The organism is Streptomyces sp. NBC_01003, assembly GCF_045162695.1.
Lineage (GTDB): Bacteria > Actinomycetota > Actinomycetes > Streptomycetales > Streptomycetaceae > Streptomyces.
Map to the genome: position 1 here is coordinate 9,486,625 of NZ_CP108707.1, position 17,524 is coordinate 9,504,148.

Consider the following 17,524-nt stretch of genomic DNA (forward strand, 5'->3'; position numbering starts at 1 on the left):
CGATGGGTTGTGTTCTCATGGCGGGTCGGTTGTTTGATCTCGTCGTCTGCTCCTCGCTTTGATGTCGGTGGTCAGCGCGTGGGTGATCGGGGCGGCGAGAGGTGCGGTGGGCGTGAAGGGCAGGCGGGCGCTGGGGCGGCGGTTCGGGTGGTTGTGGGCGGCGTTCGCGGTCAGTTCGTACGGCACGGGGTTCGGGTTCGGCGCGTTCCCCTTGATCGCGATCCTCGTGCTGCACTCCGGGCCGACCCAGGTGGCGGCGCTGGCCGCCGCGGGGCGGGCCGTGGGGGCCGTGGTCGCGGTGCCGCTCGGGCCGTGGATGGAGTTCCGGCGTAAGCGGCCCGTCATGATCGCGATGGACCTGATCCGGTTCGCGGCGCTGATGAGTGTCCCCGCCGCGTTCGCGTTCGGCCGGCTCAGCTTCGCCCAGCTCCTCGCCGTCTCCGTCGTCGTCGCCGCGGCCGACATCGCCTTCAAGGCGGCCAGCGGCGCGTATCTGAAGTCGCTCGTGCCGCCGGAGGACCTGCTCGTCGCGAACGGCCGGTTCGAGTCCACGACATGGACCTCGATCGTGGTCGGGCCGCCGCTCGGCGGGGCCGCGATCGGGATGTTCGGCCCCGTGACGACCATGGTTGCCGACGCGGTCAGCTACCTGCTCTCGGCGCTCGGCATCCGCGCCGTCGGAGGGACGGAAACGCGCCCCGCGCGGGCCGCCGCACCGCGGCTGCGCGCCGGTGATCTGCTCGAAGGCTGGCGCTACATCCTCGGCCACCGCACGCTGCGCCCGCTGTTCCTCAACTCGATCGTCGTCAACGGCCTCATCATGGCCTCCGAACCGCTGATCGCCGTGCTCATGCTGAGCCGGCTCGGCTTCGCACCCTGGCAGTACGGTCTCGCGTTCGCGGCCCCATGCATCGGTGGACTCATCGGCTCACGCGTGGCGCACCCGCTCGTGGCACGTTTCGGGCAGCACAAGGTGATGCTCGTCGTCGGGGCGCTGCGTGCGTGCTGGCCCATCGGACTGGCGTTCGTCCAGCCCGGAGTCCCCGGAATCGTGCTCGTCATCGCCGTCCAGCTCGGCCTGGTGACCTGCTGCGGCCTGTTCAATCCGGTGCTTGCCACCTACCGGCTCGAACACGCCGACCCCGACCGGGTCGCCCGCACACTGTCCGCGTGGTCGGTCAGCAGCAGCCTCTCGATCGCGGCTCTGACCGCCGTGTGGGGTGTCGTCGCCGCCGTCACCGGCCCCCGCATCGCGATCGCGCTCGCCGGAGTGGTGCTCCTGGCCACCCCGCTGCTGCTCCCGCGCCGCGAGAAGGCACCCCGGGGTACGGGGGAGCAGGCCGCCGCCAGCCTCACCTGACGGGTTCATCCGCGGTGTCCTTGGTGCTGAGTACGGTCGCGCGGAAGGACGTGACGACCGGGCGCAGATCGATCTGGTGCCATGCTGCCCAGAGGCGTACTGACCTTTGGAACCAGGGGAGTTCACGGACAGTGACCCCTGGGGTGTCGCCTCGCAGCATGCTCTCCTGGACGAGCGTCATGCCGAGGCCGGACGCGGCCAGGCCGAGAGCGGTGAGAGGCTCGGGGGCTTCGAGCCGGATGTCGGGCGTGAACCCGGCCGCCGCGCAGGAGGCGACGAAGTCGTCGCGCCAGGCGGGCTGTTGGCTGTTCTCGATGGCGATCCACGGCTGATCGTCGAGGTCTTCGGGCAGGATTTCCGCCCGCCCCGCAAGTGCGTGGCTGCTCGGCACAGCCAGGAGCAGGGGGTCCTCGAGAAGGAGGGCGCCGCGCAGGTCGGGGTCCGTCTCGGGGGGTGCCTCCGGTACGAGGGCGATGTCCAGGCTGCGCTGGCGCAGGCCCTCGAACTGCTGGGCCGCGGTGAGGTCGTAGAGGGCAACGTGGATGCCGGGGCGCTCGTCGTGCAGGGCGCGCAGCGCCTGGGGCAGGATCCCGGTGTGCATGGCATCGCCGACGTATCCCACGCACAGGCCGCCTTCCTCGCCGCGGCCCAGGCGGCGGCCGAGATTCTCGAGCCGGTCCGCGTGCCGCAGCAGGGCCGTGGCCTCCGTGAGGAAGACGCGGCCGTCGGAGGTGAGGCGGAGTCGCTGCTGGCTGCGCTCGAACAGGGTCAGGCCCAGGTTCTTCTCCAGCTGGGCGATCTGCCGGCTCAGCGGTGACTGGGAAATGTGCAGGCGATCGGCGGCGCGGCCGACGTGTTCCTCCTCGGCCACGGCCACGAAATAGCGAAGTTGTCGCAGGTCAAGCATGTAAGACCTCGGGGGACTCAAGTGTGTCCAAGCAAGTCTTGGACAGTCTGACCCCTCGATCCTAACCTCGACAGAGCAAGAGCCGCGGAGCAGGATAAAACCGTCCTGATCGCCGCATTACGCCTCGAACAGAAAGTTTCCCACCATGGGTATCAAGTCCCTCCTGCCGGCATCCCTCGGCTTCGGTACCGCCCCGCTCGGCAACATGTTCCGCAGCATCCCGGACGAGGAAGCCGCGGCCACCGTCGAAGCCGCCTGGGACCAGGGCATTCGCTACTTCGACACCGCGCCCTTCTACGGCGCGGGCCTGTCCGAGCTGCGCCTGGGCGAGGTGCTGGCCGGCCGGCCGCGCGACGAGTACGTCCTCAGCACCAAGGTCGGCCGCGTCATCCTCGACGAGCTGGAGGACCCCGCCGACCGCGACCTGGGTGAGAAGGGCGGCCTGTTCGAGCACGGCCGCGCGAACAAGATGGTCGACCTCTACACCGCGGACGCCACCCTGCGCTCCATCGAGGACAGCCTCAAGCGCCTGAAGACGGATCGTCTCGACATCGTCTGGGTGCACGACGTCGCCCAGGACTTCCACGGCGACGACTGGCTCGCCGTCTACGAGACCGCACGCACCGGCGCCTTCCGCGTCCTGCAGAACCTCCGCGACGAGGGCGTCATCAAGGCCTGGGGCCTGGGCGTCAACCGCGTGGAGCCGATCGAGCTCACCCTCGACCTGGACGAGCCCAAGCCCGACGCGTTCCTCCTGGCCGGCCGCTACACCCTGCTCGACCACAACCGGTCCCTGCAGCGCCTCCTGCCCGCCGCCACCGAGCAGAACGTCGACATGGTCGTCGGCGGACCCTACAGCTCCGGCATCCTCGCCGGCGGCCAGCACTTCGAGTACCAGAAGGCCCCGGCCGACATCATCGCCAAGGTCGAGCGGATCAAGGCGCTCGCCGCCGCGCACGGTGTCAGCATCAAGGCCGCCGCCCTGCAGTTCGCCCTGGCTCACCCGGCGACGGCCGCCGTCGTCCCCGGCGCGACCCGGCCCAGCCGCATCGCCGAAGACGTCGCCGCCCTCGACGAGAACGTCCCGGCCGCCTTCTGGACCGCGCTCCGCGACGAACAGCTCATCGCCGCCGACGCCCCCACCCCCACTGCCTGACCCCGACTCCACGGCACACGCAAGGAGCAGCACATGGCCACCACCGCCACCGCCACCATCGACCTCCCCCGATCCGCAGACGACGTCTGGCAGCTCATCGGCGGCTTCGACTCCCTGCCCGACTGGCTCCCGTACATCCCCAAGAGCGAGCTGAGCGAAGGCGGCCGCGTCCGCCGCCTGACCAACCAGGACGACGGCGTCATCGTCGAACGCCTCAAGGCCTTCGACCACGACAAGCGCACCTACTCCTACGCCATCGAGCAGGCGCCCTTCCCTGTCACCGACTACCTCTCCACGCTGACGGTGCGCGACATACCCGGCGCCCCCGGAACGTCGCAGGTGGAGTGGACGGGCTCGTTCACGCCCGTCGGCGTCAGCGAGACCGACGCCGAGGAGCTCTTCCACGGCATCTACGCGGACGGCCTCGCCGCACTGCTCAAGACCCTCAACACCTGAGGAAGACACCGGTGTTGGACCGGTCACGCCATGCACCGGGTGCCGACTTGTGACGCTGTCGGCACCCCAGGTGCTCTACGGTCGGGGAGAGACGGATCGCGGCGTGGCGCAGCCAGGTGGCCGCCGCCCCTCCCGGGAGTGGAGTCAGGTGAAGGACGAGGAAGTACGTGCGCTCTTCGACGGCCGTGGCCGCGTGGAGCTGATCCCCGGACGTCCCACAACCGCCAGGCTGGGACGGATCGAAGAGATCGCCCACGCGCTCGGCTACCAGCAGCACTCCATCGAGAACCTCGGCCGCGGGGGGCTCCGGCTCGTCTACGGACGCGACGACTGCCCCCAGGCGCGCCGCCGCGCCGAGCTGACCATCGCCCGGCTGCGCGAGGGCGGTCCCCTGCTGCCGGCGATCGAGCCGCCCCCGCCCCCGCCACCCACTCCGCCGCCCCCGGCCCCCTCACAGGCCCCGCCCCGGCAGCGCAGCCGCCCTCTCTCGGCGCCCCCACCACCCCCACCGCTGTTTCCACCCCTACCCTCCCGGCCGCCGGGACCACCGCCTCCGCCGTCCAACACCCCGACCTCATAACGGCGCCGGCCAGATGAGGGATGCCGATGATTTTCCGGGGCGGGCGCGGTCATGAAGAGTGGACCAGCCACGGCTCAGGAGGAGGCGCGGGATGCGCGCTCTGGCGATCACTCAGAACATCACCGTCGACGGTTGCATCGAGATGCTCACCGATTGGTTCGAACCGCAGGCCCAGGGCAACGCGGACATGGCTGATGTGCTGGAGGAGGGCCACCGTCAGGACAACGAGGCAGATGCACTGCTCGTGGGCCGGCGAACCTTCGAGGACTTCCGCGGCTACTGGCCCGGGCTGACCGACGACACCACGGGCATCTCCGACTACCTCAACCAGGTGCGGAAGTACGTCGTGTCCGGCTCGATCGAGGACCCGCAGTGGGAGAACTCGATCGTCCTGTCCGGCGACGCGGTCAAGGAGGTCACCGCCCTGAAGGCGCTGGAGGGCGGCAAGGACATCATGCTCACCGGCAGCATCAGCTTGGCCCACACGTTGATCGAGGCGGGCCTCGTCGACGAGTACCGCCTCTTCGTGTACCCCGTGGTCCAGGGCCGCGGCAGGCGCCTCTTCCCCGATGGGTACGAGGTACCGCGACTGCGGCTCGTGGACTCGAAGTCCTTCCGGAGCGGGATCGTGCTGCTGCGCTATGTCCCGGCCTGACGGAGGTCAGCGGGTGCTGATGGCTGGAGGCGGTCGGCCTGTCGGCCGTTGTCGGGTCAGCCGGCCACGGAGACCAGCGCGATCGTGACGTTGTCGGGACCGCCCGCGGCCATGGCGGCCTTCCACAGCTCGAAGACGGCCCGGCCGCCGTCGTGCGCCCGAAGCACATCGTCGATCTCGCTCTCGAGTACGGGATCGGTCAAGCCGTCACTGCACACCAGCATGCGTGTACCTGGGGTGAGCGTGGACGTGCTGACATGCGGCGTGATCGCGCTGAACGTGGGTGCGCCACCGAGCGCCTGCGTGACGATCGATGTGGTGCGCCGGCCCTGCGGAGGCGGTGGGCTGTCGTCCACGCTCACCTGGTGGAGTGTGTCGTCTGTGGCGGCCCGGGCACCGGTGAGGCCGCCGTCGGCACTCGTCTCGATGCCGTCACCGGCAGGGCCCACTTCGATCACCCTGCTGTCGCCGACGTTGAACACGAGCAGTTCCTGTTCGAGGATCACGACACCTGCGACGGTCGTCCCCATCGTGCACAGCTCCGGGGCGCGGTCGGCCGCCGCGTACACGGCGTGATTGCACATCCCCAGCGCGTCACGCACCGCTTCCTCGCCGTCCAGCGCCGGCCCGAACAGGGCGAGCCGGCGGACGACGAGACTGCTGGCCACCTCGCCGGCCGGCTGCCCGCCGATGCCGTCTGCGACAGCGACCACGAGCGGGTGGCCGAGCGGGAACGCCATCGTCTGCGGATTCTCCGTCACCGATCCGCACAGCGTCCATGGGCCGACGACCAGGCTGTCCTCGTTGTGCTCGCGCCTGAGTCCGGGGTGACTCAGCGCGGTGACCGATATGTACGGCATAGGGGGTGCCGCCCTTCCGCGAAGGAGCGCATCATCCGCACCACCATTGTCGCGCCGGAGAGCGGCCCGGGTCGCGCGGTGCGCACGCCCCGAGTTGCGCGGCGCCGCGAACGGGGTTAGCCCGGAGGTAAGGGCAGGAGGTGCCTACCCTTGCCTGCGAGGGCCTCCGAGAGGGGCGAGCGCTGTGCGGTTCACGGATCGTACTGATGCCGGGCGGCGGCTTGCCGCGGCGGTGCAGCATCTGCGTGACGAGGAGCCGGTCGTCCTCGGGTTGCCGCGTGGCGGTGTTCCGGTGGCCTTCGAGGTGGCGCGTGCGTTGGGCGCCCCGCTCGATGTGATCGTGGTCCGCAAGCTCGGTGTCCCGTACCAGCCGGAACTGGCGTTCGGCGCGATCGGCGAGGGCGGCGTGCGGGTCCTCAACGACGACGTCGTGCGCCACTGCGGGATCGAGCCGGACCACATCGCGGCCGTCGAGCGCGCGGAGCGACAGGAGCTGGAGCGGCGGGCACGGAGGTACCGCGGCGGGCGGCCTCCGGCAACCCACGAGATCCGCACGAGGACCGGCGAGACCCGCACCGTGATCGTCGTGGACGACGGGATTGCCACCGGTGCCACGGCGGCGGCCGCGTGCCAGGTCGTACGGGCGCAGGGCGCGGCCCGGGTGGTCCTCGCCGTGCCGGTCGCGCCGCCGGACGCTGTGCGCAGACTGAGCGTGGTGGCCGACGACGTGGTGTGCCTCTCCGTACAGCCCCTGTTCGGTTCCGTCGGTGAGTGGTACGGCGACTTCACGCAGACCACGGACGAGGAGGTGGCCGCGTGTCTGGCACGGGCCGTGGCGGACCCCGCACGCGTCCGGCAGGCACCGGTCACGACCGGCGTAGAGGTGGAGGCCGCCGGAGTCCGGCTGGCCGGAGACCTCGCACGGCCGGAAGGGGCCGCGGGGGTGGTGATGTTCGCCCATGGCTCCGGCAGCAGCCGGCACAGCCCGCGTAATCGTGCGGTGGCGGAAGTGTTGCAGGAAGCGGGCCTCGGCACGCTGCTGTTCGACCTGCTCACGCCCGCCGAGGAAGCCGACCGGGACAACGTCTTCGACATCGGCACGCTTGCGGGCAGGCTGGCCGGAGCCACCCGCTGGCTGCGCGACCGCGAGTCGGCGCCGATCGGATACTTCGGTGCCAGCACCGGGGCCGCGGCGGCGCTCCGGGCGGCCGCCGACGACCCGGACATCGGCGCAGTGGTGTCCCGCGGCGGACGGCCCGACCTGGCCGGACCCCGCCTCGACGACGTACGAGCACCGACCCTGCTCATCGTCGGCGGGGCCGACACGATGGTGCTCGACCTCAACCGTGCCGCCCAGGCTCAACTCCGTTGCGAGAACCGGCTGGAGATCGTGCCCGGAGCAACGCATCTCTTCGAGGAACCCGGAGCGCTCGACCGGGTCGCCGGCCTCGCGAGGCAGTGGTTCACCACGCACCTGACGGCAGGCAGCGACCCTTCGACGTCGGCGCGCCGGGAGCCACATCGCTGACCGGTTCGGGGCCGGGCGCCGGAGCGCCTACCGGTTGCTCACCGCGAAACGCATCAGCGCCCGCTCGTCGCCCTGCTTGATCTTCCCCGTCTCGTTCAGCACCTCGAGCTTCCAACTGCCGTTGACCCGGATCGCCTTGGCGACACGGCAGCCGTTGTCGTTGGTGAGCAGGCTCGGCCAGATGTCGGCGACCTGCTGGGAGGTGCCGCCGGTCGCGTCGTACACCTTGAAGCTGATGTTCCGCGCCTTGGTGAAGGAGCTGGACTTCTTGTAGGCGGCGGCCACGAAGACGATCGACGTGATGTTGGCCGGGACACGGCCGAACTCGACGGTCACTGTCTCGTCGTCCCCGTCGCCGCGCCCCGTCTGGTTGTCGCCGCTGTGCACCAAGGAGCCGTTGCCCAGCGGGTCCAGGGAGTCGAGGCCTGCGAGCCGTACCGGGTCCGCGCCTTGCAGCGCGACGGCGATGAGGTCGAGGTCCGTGCCGACGTTCCGGCGGAGCTTGCCCATCAGCCCGCCGCTGCTTCCGGCGGTGGGGTCCCAGGACACGCCTATCGACAGGTGGGTCACACCGTCGAGATCTGCCGGTCCGTCTTCCTTGGTGAGCGTGATCATGTGAATCCCTCGTGATGGTGGAGTGCAATGCATGAAGTCTGCCGATATCACTCGCCGCTTGATACACCAGGTCCGAAATTGGTGTCGGTCGGTCCTGCGTCATGGACGGCGCGGGCGCCTTCGGCGGGGGATTCCCCGGCGCGAGCATGACGGCCTTTGCCAAGGTGGACGCCGTGGCGGAGGGAACTCGAGGCGGGTCCGGTCGACCGGGCGGCGCGGCCGAGGCCGGCGACGGGATGTGGTGGCCGCGGCCATCACGTGCGCGGCACTCGCGGTCGGCGTCGTTCATCTGGTCTGGCCCGGGATCAGGATCGACTGAACCGTCGTAGTGCTGGGTGGAGACGGCTCCGGGCTGCGGTGCAGAAAGGCACCACAGCCCGGAGGTCAATCGCTCAGGCCACGCTGTTGCGCAGCTCCGCGAGGCTGTCCTTGGTCAGGTGCCGGGGCGTGCTGTCGGTGTCGACGAGGACGACCGTGCACGTGGCGGAGTGGGTGAGCGCGGTGGTGAGACTGCCGTCGGCGAACTGGGCGAGGGGGCCGCGCGGTGAGTGTCCGATGGCCACTGCGCGGGCGTGTACGTCCGCCGCGTGGTGGGCGAGGGCGCGGCCCGCGGCGGCGTGGTCGCCGACGCTCGTCAGGATCTGGCCGGTGGCGGCGATGCCGTCGGCGCTGAGGCGGTCGAGGTGGGCGGTCACGGCGGCGCGGGCCTGTTGGTCCGTCTCGGTGTCGACGGCCTGTTCCTCGACGACCGCGGTCTGCTGGACGTGGACGACCTCCAGCGGGCTGCCCGTGTCGCGAGCGAGCCGCGCCGCGGCGTCGACGATGCAGGCGGCCTTGTCGTGGGCGCCTACGGCGACGATGACGGGCGGCGCGTCGGTCGCGGCGGCTGTCTTGCCGACAGGCGTGAGCGACGGGCTGATGGTTTCACTCTCGACCGGGTTCGCCTCGGCCTCGCGCAGCAGACCATGGCCGCTGGCCAGTGCGGGGATGGCCAGGAGGAAGGTGGCGGCGCCCAGGTAGAACGGAACGCTCAGGTCCGTGGCGTCGGCGAGCTTGCCCGCGACGAAGGGGGCCAGACCGCCGCCGATGAAGCGCAGGAACCCGTAGGCGGATGAGGCCACGGGGCGCTCGACGGGGGAGACGAGCATGACGGCCTGGGTGGTGAGGGTGTTGTTGATGCCGATGAAGGCGCCGCTGACGATGACCGCCACGATGACGACTGTGGGGGTGGCGACGCCGGCGGCGATGACAGCCATCACTATGCCGAGGCCGAGCAGGTTCGCGTACAGGACGGGGGCGGTGCCGAAGCGGGCCTGCAGGCGCGGGGCGAAGAAGACGCTGAAGGCGGCCACCAGCAGGCCCCAGCCCGTGAAGACCAGACCGAGCTCGTGGGCGTTCAGCTCCATCGGGTACGGGGCGTAGCCGAGCATCGTGAAGAAGCCCCAGTTGTACAGCAGGGCCATGATGCCCATGGTCAGCAGACCGCGGTGGCGCAGCGCCTTGAGCGGTGCGATCGGTGAGGTGGGGCGCTTCGGCTTGGGCAGTGAGGGCACGAAGGCGAGGGTCGCGGCCAGCGCGATGGCCATCAGGACGGCGACGCCGAAGAACGGGCCGCGCCAGCTGATGCCGCCCAACTCCCCGCCCAGCAGCGGGCCGACGGCGATACCGAGGCCGAGCGCGGTCTCGTACAGGATGATCGCGCCGCCGAAGCCGCCGCTCGCGGAGGCGACGATGACGGCGAGGGAGGTGGCGATGAACATCGCGTTGCCCAGGCCCCAGCCGGCCCGCATGCCGACGATGCCGTTGACTGAGCCGACCATGCCGGCCAGGGCGGCGAATACGACGATGACGACCAGGCCCACGACCAGGGTGCGCTTGGCGCCGATGCGGCTGGATATCCAGCCGACGAAGAGCATGGCGACCGCGGTCACGATCAGGTAGCTGCTGAAGAGCAGGGACACCTGGCTGGGTGAGGCGTGCAGGTTCTCGGCCAGGGCGGGGAGGATCGGGTCGACCAGGCCGATGCCCATGAACGAGATCACGCAGGCGAACGCCACGGCCCAGACGGCTTTTGGCTGCTTGAAGGGGCTGGCGGCCTTTCCATGCGGTGCACTCATGCGCGGTTCTCTCCAAAGTGTCGAGAAGAGGGGTGGGGAGGAGGGGGTGCGGGGGAGCGGACAGGTTGCGGCGGGATGGGTCAGTCGTGGGCCGTACGGGTCTGGCGGTCCTGGATGGCGCGGGCCAGGGCGGGCAACGCGGTCCGCACCGCCTGCTGCTCCGGTTCGGTCAGCTCCCCGATGAGCAGATCGAGGGCCTGGGTCCGCTCGGCGCGCCGCTGCCGGAAGACCTCGATGCCGCTCTCGGTGGCTTCCACGAGGACGGCCCGGCCGTCGTTGTGGTCAGCCACTCGGCGTACCAGGCCCGCGCGTTCCATGCGGGTGACGAGCTGGGTCATGTTCGGCTGGGAGACACCTTCGGCCCTGGCCAGCTCGCTCAGTCGATACGGGCCTTCGCGGACCAGCCGGCCGATCGCGGACGAGGCCGCCGTGCTCAGGCCGCCGGCGACGGCGCTCTGTCGCACGTAGCGGACCATCTGCTCCACGGCGATCATCAGGCCTTCGGCCCGGGGGTCGACTTCCATAACCCGCTTATCCATAAGCGCATTATGCATCTACTTGTAGTGTGAATCAATACCGCGTGGGCGGGGTGTTTCGTGTCCGGTGACGGCGCTTTTCCGGGACGTACATCGACATGGATCGACGTCGTCCGGACAGAAGTCGCCCATTTGCGGCGTGCGGCGCCTGTGGGTGTCGTGCGAGTGTCGGGGGTGTGGTCGATCAGGGCGGGTCGGTCACCGACCGCTTCCGCGCGCACCTGACCGCCTGACCAGAGGAGAAGCACATGCCCCACTCCTTCGATCCGTACAGCGTCCTGCCCTCAGTGCCGGAGTTCGGCTTGCACAGCACGGACATCGCGGACGGGAAGCCCCTCGATGTCGCACAGTGCAGCAGTCTCTTCGGAGGCCCGGGCGAGGATCGCTCTCCACAGCTGTCCTGGGAGGGCTTCCCGGCCGACACGCAGAGCTTCGCGGTGACCTGCTTCGACCCGGACGCGCCGACGGCGAGTGGCTTCTGGCACTGGGCGGTGTACGACATCCCCGCGTCGGTGCACGAACTGGAGGCCGGTGCCGGGGCGCCGGGCGGGAAGTACCTTCCGGCCGGCGCGAAGATGCTGGCCAACGACGCGGGCGGGCACAGCTTCCTCGGCGCCGTGCCCCCTCCCGGGCACGGTCCTCACCGTTACATGTACGCCGTCCACGCGGTGGACACGCCCGAGCTGGATGTGCCGGCGGCGGCTTCCCCGGCCTGGCTGGGCTTCCAGCTCTTCACCCATGCGGTGGCGCGGGCCGTGATCACCCCGATCTTCGAGAACCCGGCCTGAGCACCTACGACTGACAGCGCGGAAGCCCAGAAGTGGCCGCGCAGGCCAGGAGCAGCCCGAGAGCCCAGGAGGTCGTCCTCCCGGGCTCTCGGGTTCGGGTCGTCGGGGGAGGGGCGGCGCTCAGTCCTTGATCTCGCAGATGGTGGCGCCGGAGGTGATGGAGGCGCCGATCTCGGCGTTGAGGCCCTTGATGGTGCCGGTGCGGTGGGCGTTGAGGGGTTGTTCCATCTTCATGGCTTCGAGGACGACGACGAGGTCGCCTTCCTTGACTTCCTGGCCCTCTTCGACGGCGATCTTGACGATGGTGCCCTGCATGGGGGAGGCGAGGGTGTCGCCGGAGGCGGCGGGGCCGGACTTCTTCGCGGCGCGCCGCTTGGGCCGGGCGCCGGCGGCGAGGCCGGTGCGGGCCAGCGACATGCCGAGCGAGGAGGGCAGGGAGACCTCGAGGCGCTTGCCGCCGACCTCGACGACGACGGTCTCGCGGCCGGTCTCTTCGTCGCTGTCCGTGTCGGGGGTGGCGGCGAAGGGCTTGATGTCGTTGACGAACTCGGTCTCGATCCAGCGGGTGTGGATGGTGAAGGGGTCGCTGGTGAAGGCCGGGTCGGTGACGACGGCGCGGTGGAAGGGGATGGCGGTGGCCATGCCCTCGACCTCGAACTCGGCCAGGGCGCGGGCGGCGCGTTGCAGGGCCTGTTCGCGGGTGGCGCCGGTGACGATCAGTTTGGCGAGGAGGGAGTCCCAGGCGGGGCCGATGACGCTGCCGGTCTCGACGCCGGCGTCGAGGCGGACGCCGGGGCCGGTGGGGGGTGCGAAGCGGGTGACGGTGCCGGGGGCGGGGAGGAAGCCGCGGCCGGGGTCTTCGCCGTTGATGCGGAACTCGAAGGAGTGGCCGCGCAGGGCGGGGTCGGTGTAGCCGAGTTCCTCGCCGTCGGCGATGCGGAACATCTCGCGTACGAGGTCGATGCCGGCGACCTCTTCGGTGACGGGGTGTTCGACCTGGAGGCGGGTGTTGACCTCGAGGAAGGAGATGGTGCCGTCCATGCCGACGAGGAATTCGACGGTGCCGGCGCCGACGTAGCCGGCTTCCTTGAGGATGGCTTTGGAGGCGGTGTAGAGCTGTTCGTTCTGTGCCTGGGTGAGGAAGGGCGCGGGGGCCTCCTCGACGAGCTTTTGGTGGCGGCGCTGCAGGGAGCAGTCGCGGGTGGAGACGACGACCACGTTGCCGTGCTGGTCGGCCAGGCACTGGGTCTCGACGTGGCGGGGCTTGTCGAGGTAGCGCTCGACGAAGCATTCGCCGCGGCCGAAGGCTGCGACGGCTTCGCGTACGGCGGAGTCGTAGAGCTCGGGGACCTCTTCGAGGGTGCGGGCGACCTTGAGGCCGCGGCCGCCGCCGCCGAAGGCGGCCTTGATGGCGATGGGCAGGCCGTGTTCGCGGGCGAACGCGACGACCTCGTCGGAGCCGGATACGGGGTCCGGGGTGCCGGCGACCAGGGGGGCGCCGGCGCGCTGGGCGATGTGCCGGGCGGCGACCTTGTCGCCGAGGTCGCGGATGGCCTGCGGGGGCGGGCCGATCCAGATCAGTCCGGCGTCCAGGACGGCCTGGGCGAACTCCGCGTTCTCCGACAGGAATCCGTAGCCGGGGTGGATGGCGTCCGCGCCGGAGTCCTTGGCGGCCTGCAGCACCTTCGCCATGTCGAGATAGCTGGTGGCCGGGGTGTCACCGCCCAACGCGAACGCCTCGTCCGCCGCCCGGACATGCGAAGCGTCCCGGTCCGGTTCCGCGTAAACGGCAACGCTCGCGATACCGGCATCCCGGCACGCCCGGGCCACGCGGACAGCGATTTCGCCACGGTTGGCGATGAGGACTCTCTTCAGCATGCCTGCTCCAGCGCGGGTTCCGGGGTGTCGGTGGTGGCGGTCGTGTCGGTGGTGGCGAGCAGGCAGTCGACGGTCTCGACGATGCCGCCGATGCCCGCGCCGGGGGTGAACACGGCGTGGACGCCCAGTGCTTCGAGGGCCGTGACATCGGCGTCGGGAATGATGCCGCCGACCAGGAGGCGGACGTCGCCGGCATCCTCTTCGGCCAGCAACTGGATCACCTTCTCGACGATCGTCAGATGGGCACCCGAGAGAACGGAGAGCCCGAGGAGCGGCGCGTCCTCGGCGATGACGGTCGCGACGATCTGCTCCGGAGTCTGGTGCAGGCCGGTGTAGATCACCTCGTAGCCCGCGTCGCGCAGCGCCCGGGCGATCACCTTGGCGCCACGGTCGTGGCCGTCGAGGCCGGGCTTGGCGATCACCACGCGAGCGCGCGGGGCCGGTGCGTGACCGGCGCGACGCGCGCCCTGTTGCACGGTGTTCATGAACTCTCCGATCGGGTGGTTGGTTCAGCGCGGCCAGTAGGTGCGCGCCCAGGCCGCGGGCCCGTGCTGAGGCAGGGAGTTGACGCGTGAGGGGTCGGCCCATGCGTCGCGGGTGGCTGCCGCGCCGGGCGGGGTGGTGGTGGCCGCCGCGGCGCGGGCCTGGACCACCGCCAGTGCGGCGGCCAGCTCCTCGGGGGTGGGGTTGCCCCTCACGACCTTGATCATCATTGGTCGGGTCCTTTCGGGCGGCTCTTGTCGGCGGCTCGGTTTTGGGGCTAGAGCGGGATGTTGCCGTGCTTCTTGGGCGGGAGGTTTTCGCGCTTGGTGCGGAGCTGGCGCAGGCCGCGGACGATGTGGGCGCGGGTGTCCGAGGGCATGATGACGGCGTCGATGTAGCCGCGTTCGGCCGCGGTGTAGGGGTTGAGGAGGGTGTCCTCGTACTCCTGGATGAGGCGGCTGCGGGTGGCTTCCTGCTCGGTCTCGGGGGCGGCGGCGATGGTGCGGCGGTGCAGGATGTTGACCGCTCCCTGGGCGCCCATGACGGCGATCTGGGAGGTGGGCCAGGCCAGGTTGAGGTCGGCGCCCAGGTGCTTGGAGCCCATGACGTCGTAGGCGCCGCCGAACGCCTTGCGGGTGATGACCGTGATCAGCGGGACGGTCGCTTCGGCGTAGGCGTAGATGAGTTTGGCGCCGCGGCGGATGATGCCGGTGTGTTCCTGGTCCACGCCCGGCAGGAAGCCGGGGACGTCGACGAAGGTGAGGACGGGGACGTTGAACGCGTCGCAGGTCCGTACGAAGCGGGCTGCTTTTTCGGAGGCGTCGATGTCGAGGCAGCCGGCGAACTGCATGGGCTGGTTGGCGACGATGCCGACGGGGCGGCCCTCGACGCGGCCGAAGCCGGTGAGGATGTTCGGTGCGAACAGCGCCTGCGTCTCGAAGAACTCCGCGTCGTCCAGGACGTGCTCGATCACGGTGTGCATGTCGTAGGGCTGGTTCGCGCTGTTGGGGACGAGGGTGTCGAGCTCGTCGTCCTCGGGGGTGCGGGCCAGGTCCGCTTCCTCGGGGAACGCCGGCGGCTCGGACAGGTTGTTCGAGGGGAGGTAGGACAGGAGGGTTTTGACGTATTCGATGGCGTCTTTTTCGTCGCCGGCCATGTGGTGCGCGACGCCGGAGTTGGTGTTGTGGGTGCGGGCTCCGCCGAGTTCTTCGAAGCCGACGTCCTCGCCGGTGACGGTCTTGATGACGTCGGGGCCGGTGATGAACATGTGGGAGGTCTGGTCGACCATGACCGTGAAGTCGGTGATGGCGGGGGAGTAGACGGCGCCGCCCGCGCAGGGGCCGACGACGAGGCTGATCTGGGGGATGACGCCGGAGGCGTGGGTGTTGCGGCGGAAGATCTCGCCGTACATGCCGAGCGCCATGACGCCTTCTTGGATGCGGGCGCCGCCGGAGTCGTTGATGCCGATGACGGGGCAGCCCGTTTTGAGGGCGAAGTCCATCACCTTGATGATTTTCTGGCCGTAGACCTCGCCGAGGGCTCCGCCGAAGACGGTGAAGTCCTGGGAGAAGACGGCTACCGGTCGGTTTTCGACGGTGCCGTAGCCGGTGACGACGCCGTCGCCGTAGGGCTTGTTGTCGTCCAGGCCGAAGGCGGTGGAGCGGTGGCGGGCGAATTCGTCGAGTTCTACGAACGAGCCTTCGTCCAGGAGTAGTTCGATGCGTTCACGGGCCGTCAGTTTGCCCTTCGCGTGCTGCTTCTCCACCGCGCGCGCGGAGCCGGCGTGCGTGGCCTCTTCGATCCGGCGCTGCAGGTCCGCGAGCTTTCCCGCGGTCGTGTGGATGTCGATTTCGTTCACTGATTGCTCCACCGGGGCTGACTGGTCATCGGAATGATCGGACGGATCGAAGGGGACAGGAGGAAGGATCAGAACGTGTCGTGCGGGACGTGAACGCCCCACACGTCGCGCAGGGCGTGGGAGACCTCGCCGACCGTGGCGCGCAGGCGCAGGGCCTCGCGCATCGGGGGCAGGACATTGTCGGTGCCGCGCGCCGCGTCGCGCAGCGCTTCGAGGGCTCGCTCGACGGCGTCGTTGTCACGATCCTTGCGCAGGGCCGCGAGGCGTTCGCACTGGTCGATCTCGATCTGGGGGTCGACCCGCAGCGGCTCGTACGGCTCTTCCTCGTCGAGGGCGTACTTGTTGACGCCGACCACGGTGCGTTCCTGGTGGTCGATCTCCAGCGCGATCCGGTACGCGGACTTCTCGATCTCGGACTTCTGGAAGCCCTGCTCGATCGCCGCCACCGCGCCGCCGCGGTCCTCGACGGCCTGGATCAGCTCGAGCGCCGCCGCCTCGACGTCGTCCGTCATCGACTCCATGACGTAGGACCCGGCGAACGGGTCGACGGTCTTGGTCACGTCGGTCTCGTAGGCGATGACCTGCTGTGTGCGCAGGGCGAGCCGCGCCGCCTTCTGCGTGGGAAGGGCGATGGCCTCGTCGTAGGAGTTGGTGTGCAGGGACTGCGTTCCGCCGAGGACCGCGCCGAGGCCCTGAAGGGCGACCCGTACGAGGTTGACCTCGGGCTGCTGTGCGGTCAGCTGGACCCCGGCGGTCTGGGTGTGGAAGCGCAGCATCTGCGACTTGGGGTTCTTGGCCTTGAACTCGTCGCGCATGATGCGGGCCCAGATGCGGCGGGCGGCGCGGAACTTGGCGATCTCTTCGAGCAGCGTCGTCCGGGCGACGAAGAAGAACGACAGGCGCGGTGCGAAATCGTCGACGTCGAGGCCGGCGGCGAGCGCGGCGCGCACGTACTCCTTCGCGTTGGCGAGGGTGAAGGCGATCTCCTGCGCGGGCGTGGCCCCGGCCTCGGCCATGTGGTAGCCCGAGATGGAGATCGTGTTCCAGCGGGGCAACTCCTTGTGGCAGTACGCGAAGATGTCGCTGATCAGCCGCAGGGACTGCTTCGGCGGGAAGATGTACGTGCCCCGGGCGATGTACTCCTTGAGCACGTCGTTCTGGATGGTGCCGGTCAGCTGGTCACCGGAGATGCCCTGCTCGGCCGCGACGAGCTGGTAGAGCAGGAGCAGTGTCGAGCCGGGGGCGTTGATCGTCATCGACGTGGACACTTTGTCCAGGGGCAGGCCCTGGAACAGTGTGCGCATGTCCTCGATCGAGTCGATGGCCACGCCGACCTTGCCCACCTCACCGCGGGCGATCGACTCGTCGGAGTCGTAGCCCATCTGTGTCGGCAGGTCGAAGGCGACGCTCAGGCCGCCCGTGCCGGCGCCGACCAGCTCGTGGTAGCGCTCATTGGACTCCTTGGCCGTGCCGAATCCGGCGTACTGCCGCATCGTCCACGGCCGGCCGGTGTACATCGACGGATACACGCCGCGCGTGTACGGGAACTTTCCCGGGGCGCCGAGCTTGGCGTCCGCGTCGAAATCCGTCAGCGACCAACCGTCGTAGAGCGGCTGGATGGGCAGACCGGACTCGCTCTGTGCCTCGGAACCCACGCCGGACCTCCTCTGGTACTCGATTTCATATCAACGGTACTCAGTACCGTTGGCTGCGGCAAGTGGCTTCCGAGCACCGATACAGGGAAGGA

General features: G+C 69.8%; 17 protein-coding genes. 7 read left to right on the forward strand and 10 right to left on the reverse strand.

Going from position 1 to position 17,524, the window contains the following annotated elements; genetic code table 11:
• The first annotated feature begins 112 nt into the window (after positions 1-112).
• Positions 113-1,360: an MFS transporter gene (locus OG698_RS43625; protein ID WP_406109687.1), complete on the forward strand. Its 1,248-nt coding sequence runs from the start codon at positions 113-115 to the stop codon at positions 1,358-1,360.
• Here OG698_RS43625 and OG698_RS43630 read toward each other — a convergent pair.
• Complete coding sequence (locus OG698_RS43630; RefSeq protein WP_406109688.1) at positions 1,353-2,267, reverse strand: LysR substrate-binding domain-containing protein; 915 nt, start codon at positions 2,265-2,267, stop codon at positions 1,353-1,355. The two genes, OG698_RS43625 and OG698_RS43630, sit on opposite strands and share 8 nt — an antisense overlap.
• A gap of 145 nt (positions 2,268-2,412) precedes the next feature.
• Between OG698_RS43630 and OG698_RS43635 the strand changes: the two genes are divergently transcribed.
• From OG698_RS43635 to OG698_RS43650, 4 genes are all read left to right on the forward strand, one after another.
• Complete coding sequence (locus OG698_RS43635; protein ID WP_406109689.1) at positions 2,413-3,423, forward strand: aldo/keto reductase; 1,011 nt, start codon at positions 2,413-2,415, stop codon at positions 3,421-3,423.
• Between the two features lie 33 nt (positions 3,424-3,456).
• Positions 3,457-3,879, forward strand: a complete 423-nt coding sequence (locus tag OG698_RS43640; RefSeq protein WP_406109690.1) for an SRPBCC family protein — start codon at positions 3,457-3,459, stop codon at positions 3,877-3,879.
• Between the two features lie 148 nt (positions 3,880-4,027).
• On the forward strand, positions 4,028-4,459 hold the full coding sequence (locus OG698_RS43645) for a hypothetical protein (RefSeq protein WP_406109691.1): 432 nt from the start codon (positions 4,028-4,030) through the stop codon (positions 4,457-4,459).
• 91 nt (positions 4,460-4,550) lie between these two features.
• On the forward strand, positions 4,551-5,114 hold the full coding sequence (locus OG698_RS43650; RefSeq protein WP_406109692.1) for a dihydrofolate reductase family protein: 564 nt from the start codon (positions 4,551-4,553) through the stop codon (positions 5,112-5,114).
• 56 nt (positions 5,115-5,170) lie between these two features.
• On the opposite strand, the gene OG698_RS43655 is transcribed toward OG698_RS43650, so the two are convergent.
• Positions 5,171-5,974: a PP2C family protein-serine/threonine phosphatase gene (locus OG698_RS43655; RefSeq protein ID WP_406109693.1), complete on the reverse strand. Its 804-nt coding sequence runs from the start codon at positions 5,972-5,974 to the stop codon at positions 5,171-5,173.
• Between the two features lie 184 nt (positions 5,975-6,158).
• On the opposite strand from OG698_RS43655, the gene OG698_RS43660 reads away from it, so the two are divergent.
• On the forward strand, positions 6,159-7,502 hold the full coding sequence (locus OG698_RS43660) for a phosphoribosyltransferase family protein (protein ID WP_406109694.1): 1,344 nt from the start codon (positions 6,159-6,161) through the stop codon (positions 7,500-7,502).
• 27 nt (positions 7,503-7,529) lie between these two features.
• Here OG698_RS43660 and OG698_RS43665 read toward each other — a convergent pair whose 3' ends face one another.
• The 3 genes from OG698_RS43665 to OG698_RS43675 form a co-directional block, all read right to left on the reverse strand.
• Positions 7,530-8,117: a TerD family protein gene (locus tag OG698_RS43665; protein WP_100594350.1), complete on the reverse strand. Its 588-nt coding sequence runs from the start codon at positions 8,115-8,117 to the stop codon at positions 7,530-7,532.
• Between the two features lie 392 nt (positions 8,118-8,509).
• On the reverse strand, positions 8,510-10,234 hold the full coding sequence (locus tag OG698_RS43670) for an MFS transporter (protein ID WP_406109695.1): 1,725 nt from the start codon (positions 10,232-10,234) through the stop codon (positions 8,510-8,512).
• A gap of 80 nt (positions 10,235-10,314) precedes the next feature.
• Positions 10,315-10,788: a MarR family winged helix-turn-helix transcriptional regulator gene (locus OG698_RS43675; protein WP_406109696.1), complete on the reverse strand. Its 474-nt coding sequence runs from the start codon at positions 10,786-10,788 to the stop codon at positions 10,315-10,317.
• A 230-nt stretch (positions 10,789-11,018) separates the two neighbouring features.
• Here OG698_RS43675 and OG698_RS43680 point away from each other — a divergent pair, with 230 nt between their 5' ends.
• Positions 11,019-11,558 (forward strand): YbhB/YbcL family Raf kinase inhibitor-like protein, encoded by a 540-nt coding sequence (locus OG698_RS43680; RefSeq protein WP_406109697.1) that lies wholly within the window; start codon positions 11,019-11,021, stop codon positions 11,556-11,558.
• 120 nt (positions 11,559-11,678) lie between these two features.
• Here the strand turns inward: OG698_RS43680 and OG698_RS43685 are convergent, their stop codons facing one another.
• The 5 genes from OG698_RS43685 to OG698_RS43705 all read right to left on the reverse strand — a co-directional run bounded on the left by OG698_RS43685 (position 11,679) and on the right by OG698_RS43705 (position 17,432).
• Positions 11,679-13,433, reverse strand: a complete 1,755-nt coding sequence (locus tag OG698_RS43685; RefSeq protein WP_406111617.1) for an acetyl/propionyl/methylcrotonyl-CoA carboxylase subunit alpha — start codon at positions 13,431-13,433, stop codon at positions 11,679-11,681.
• On the reverse strand, positions 13,430-13,921 hold the full coding sequence (locus tag OG698_RS43690; protein ID WP_406109698.1) for a cobalamin B12-binding domain-containing protein: 492 nt from the start codon (positions 13,919-13,921) through the stop codon (positions 13,430-13,432). Before OG698_RS43690 ends, OG698_RS43685 begins: the two co-directional genes overlap by 4 nt.
• 24 nt (positions 13,922-13,945) lie before the next feature.
• Entirely contained in the window at positions 13,946-14,149 is a 204-nt protein-coding gene (locus tag OG698_RS43695; protein WP_406109699.1) for an acyl-CoA carboxylase epsilon subunit, read from the reverse strand.
• A gap of 47 nt (positions 14,150-14,196) precedes the next feature.
• Positions 14,197-15,777, reverse strand: coding sequence for an acyl-CoA carboxylase subunit beta (locus OG698_RS43700; protein WP_406109700.1), 1,581 nt, complete (start codon positions 15,775-15,777; stop codon positions 14,197-14,199).
• A gap of 68 nt (positions 15,778-15,845) precedes the next feature.
• Positions 15,846-17,432, reverse strand: a complete 1,587-nt coding sequence (locus OG698_RS43705) for a methylmalonyl-CoA mutase (RefSeq protein ID WP_399979093.1) — start codon at positions 17,430-17,432, stop codon at positions 15,846-15,848.
• Positions 17,433-17,524: the final 92 nt, after the last annotated feature.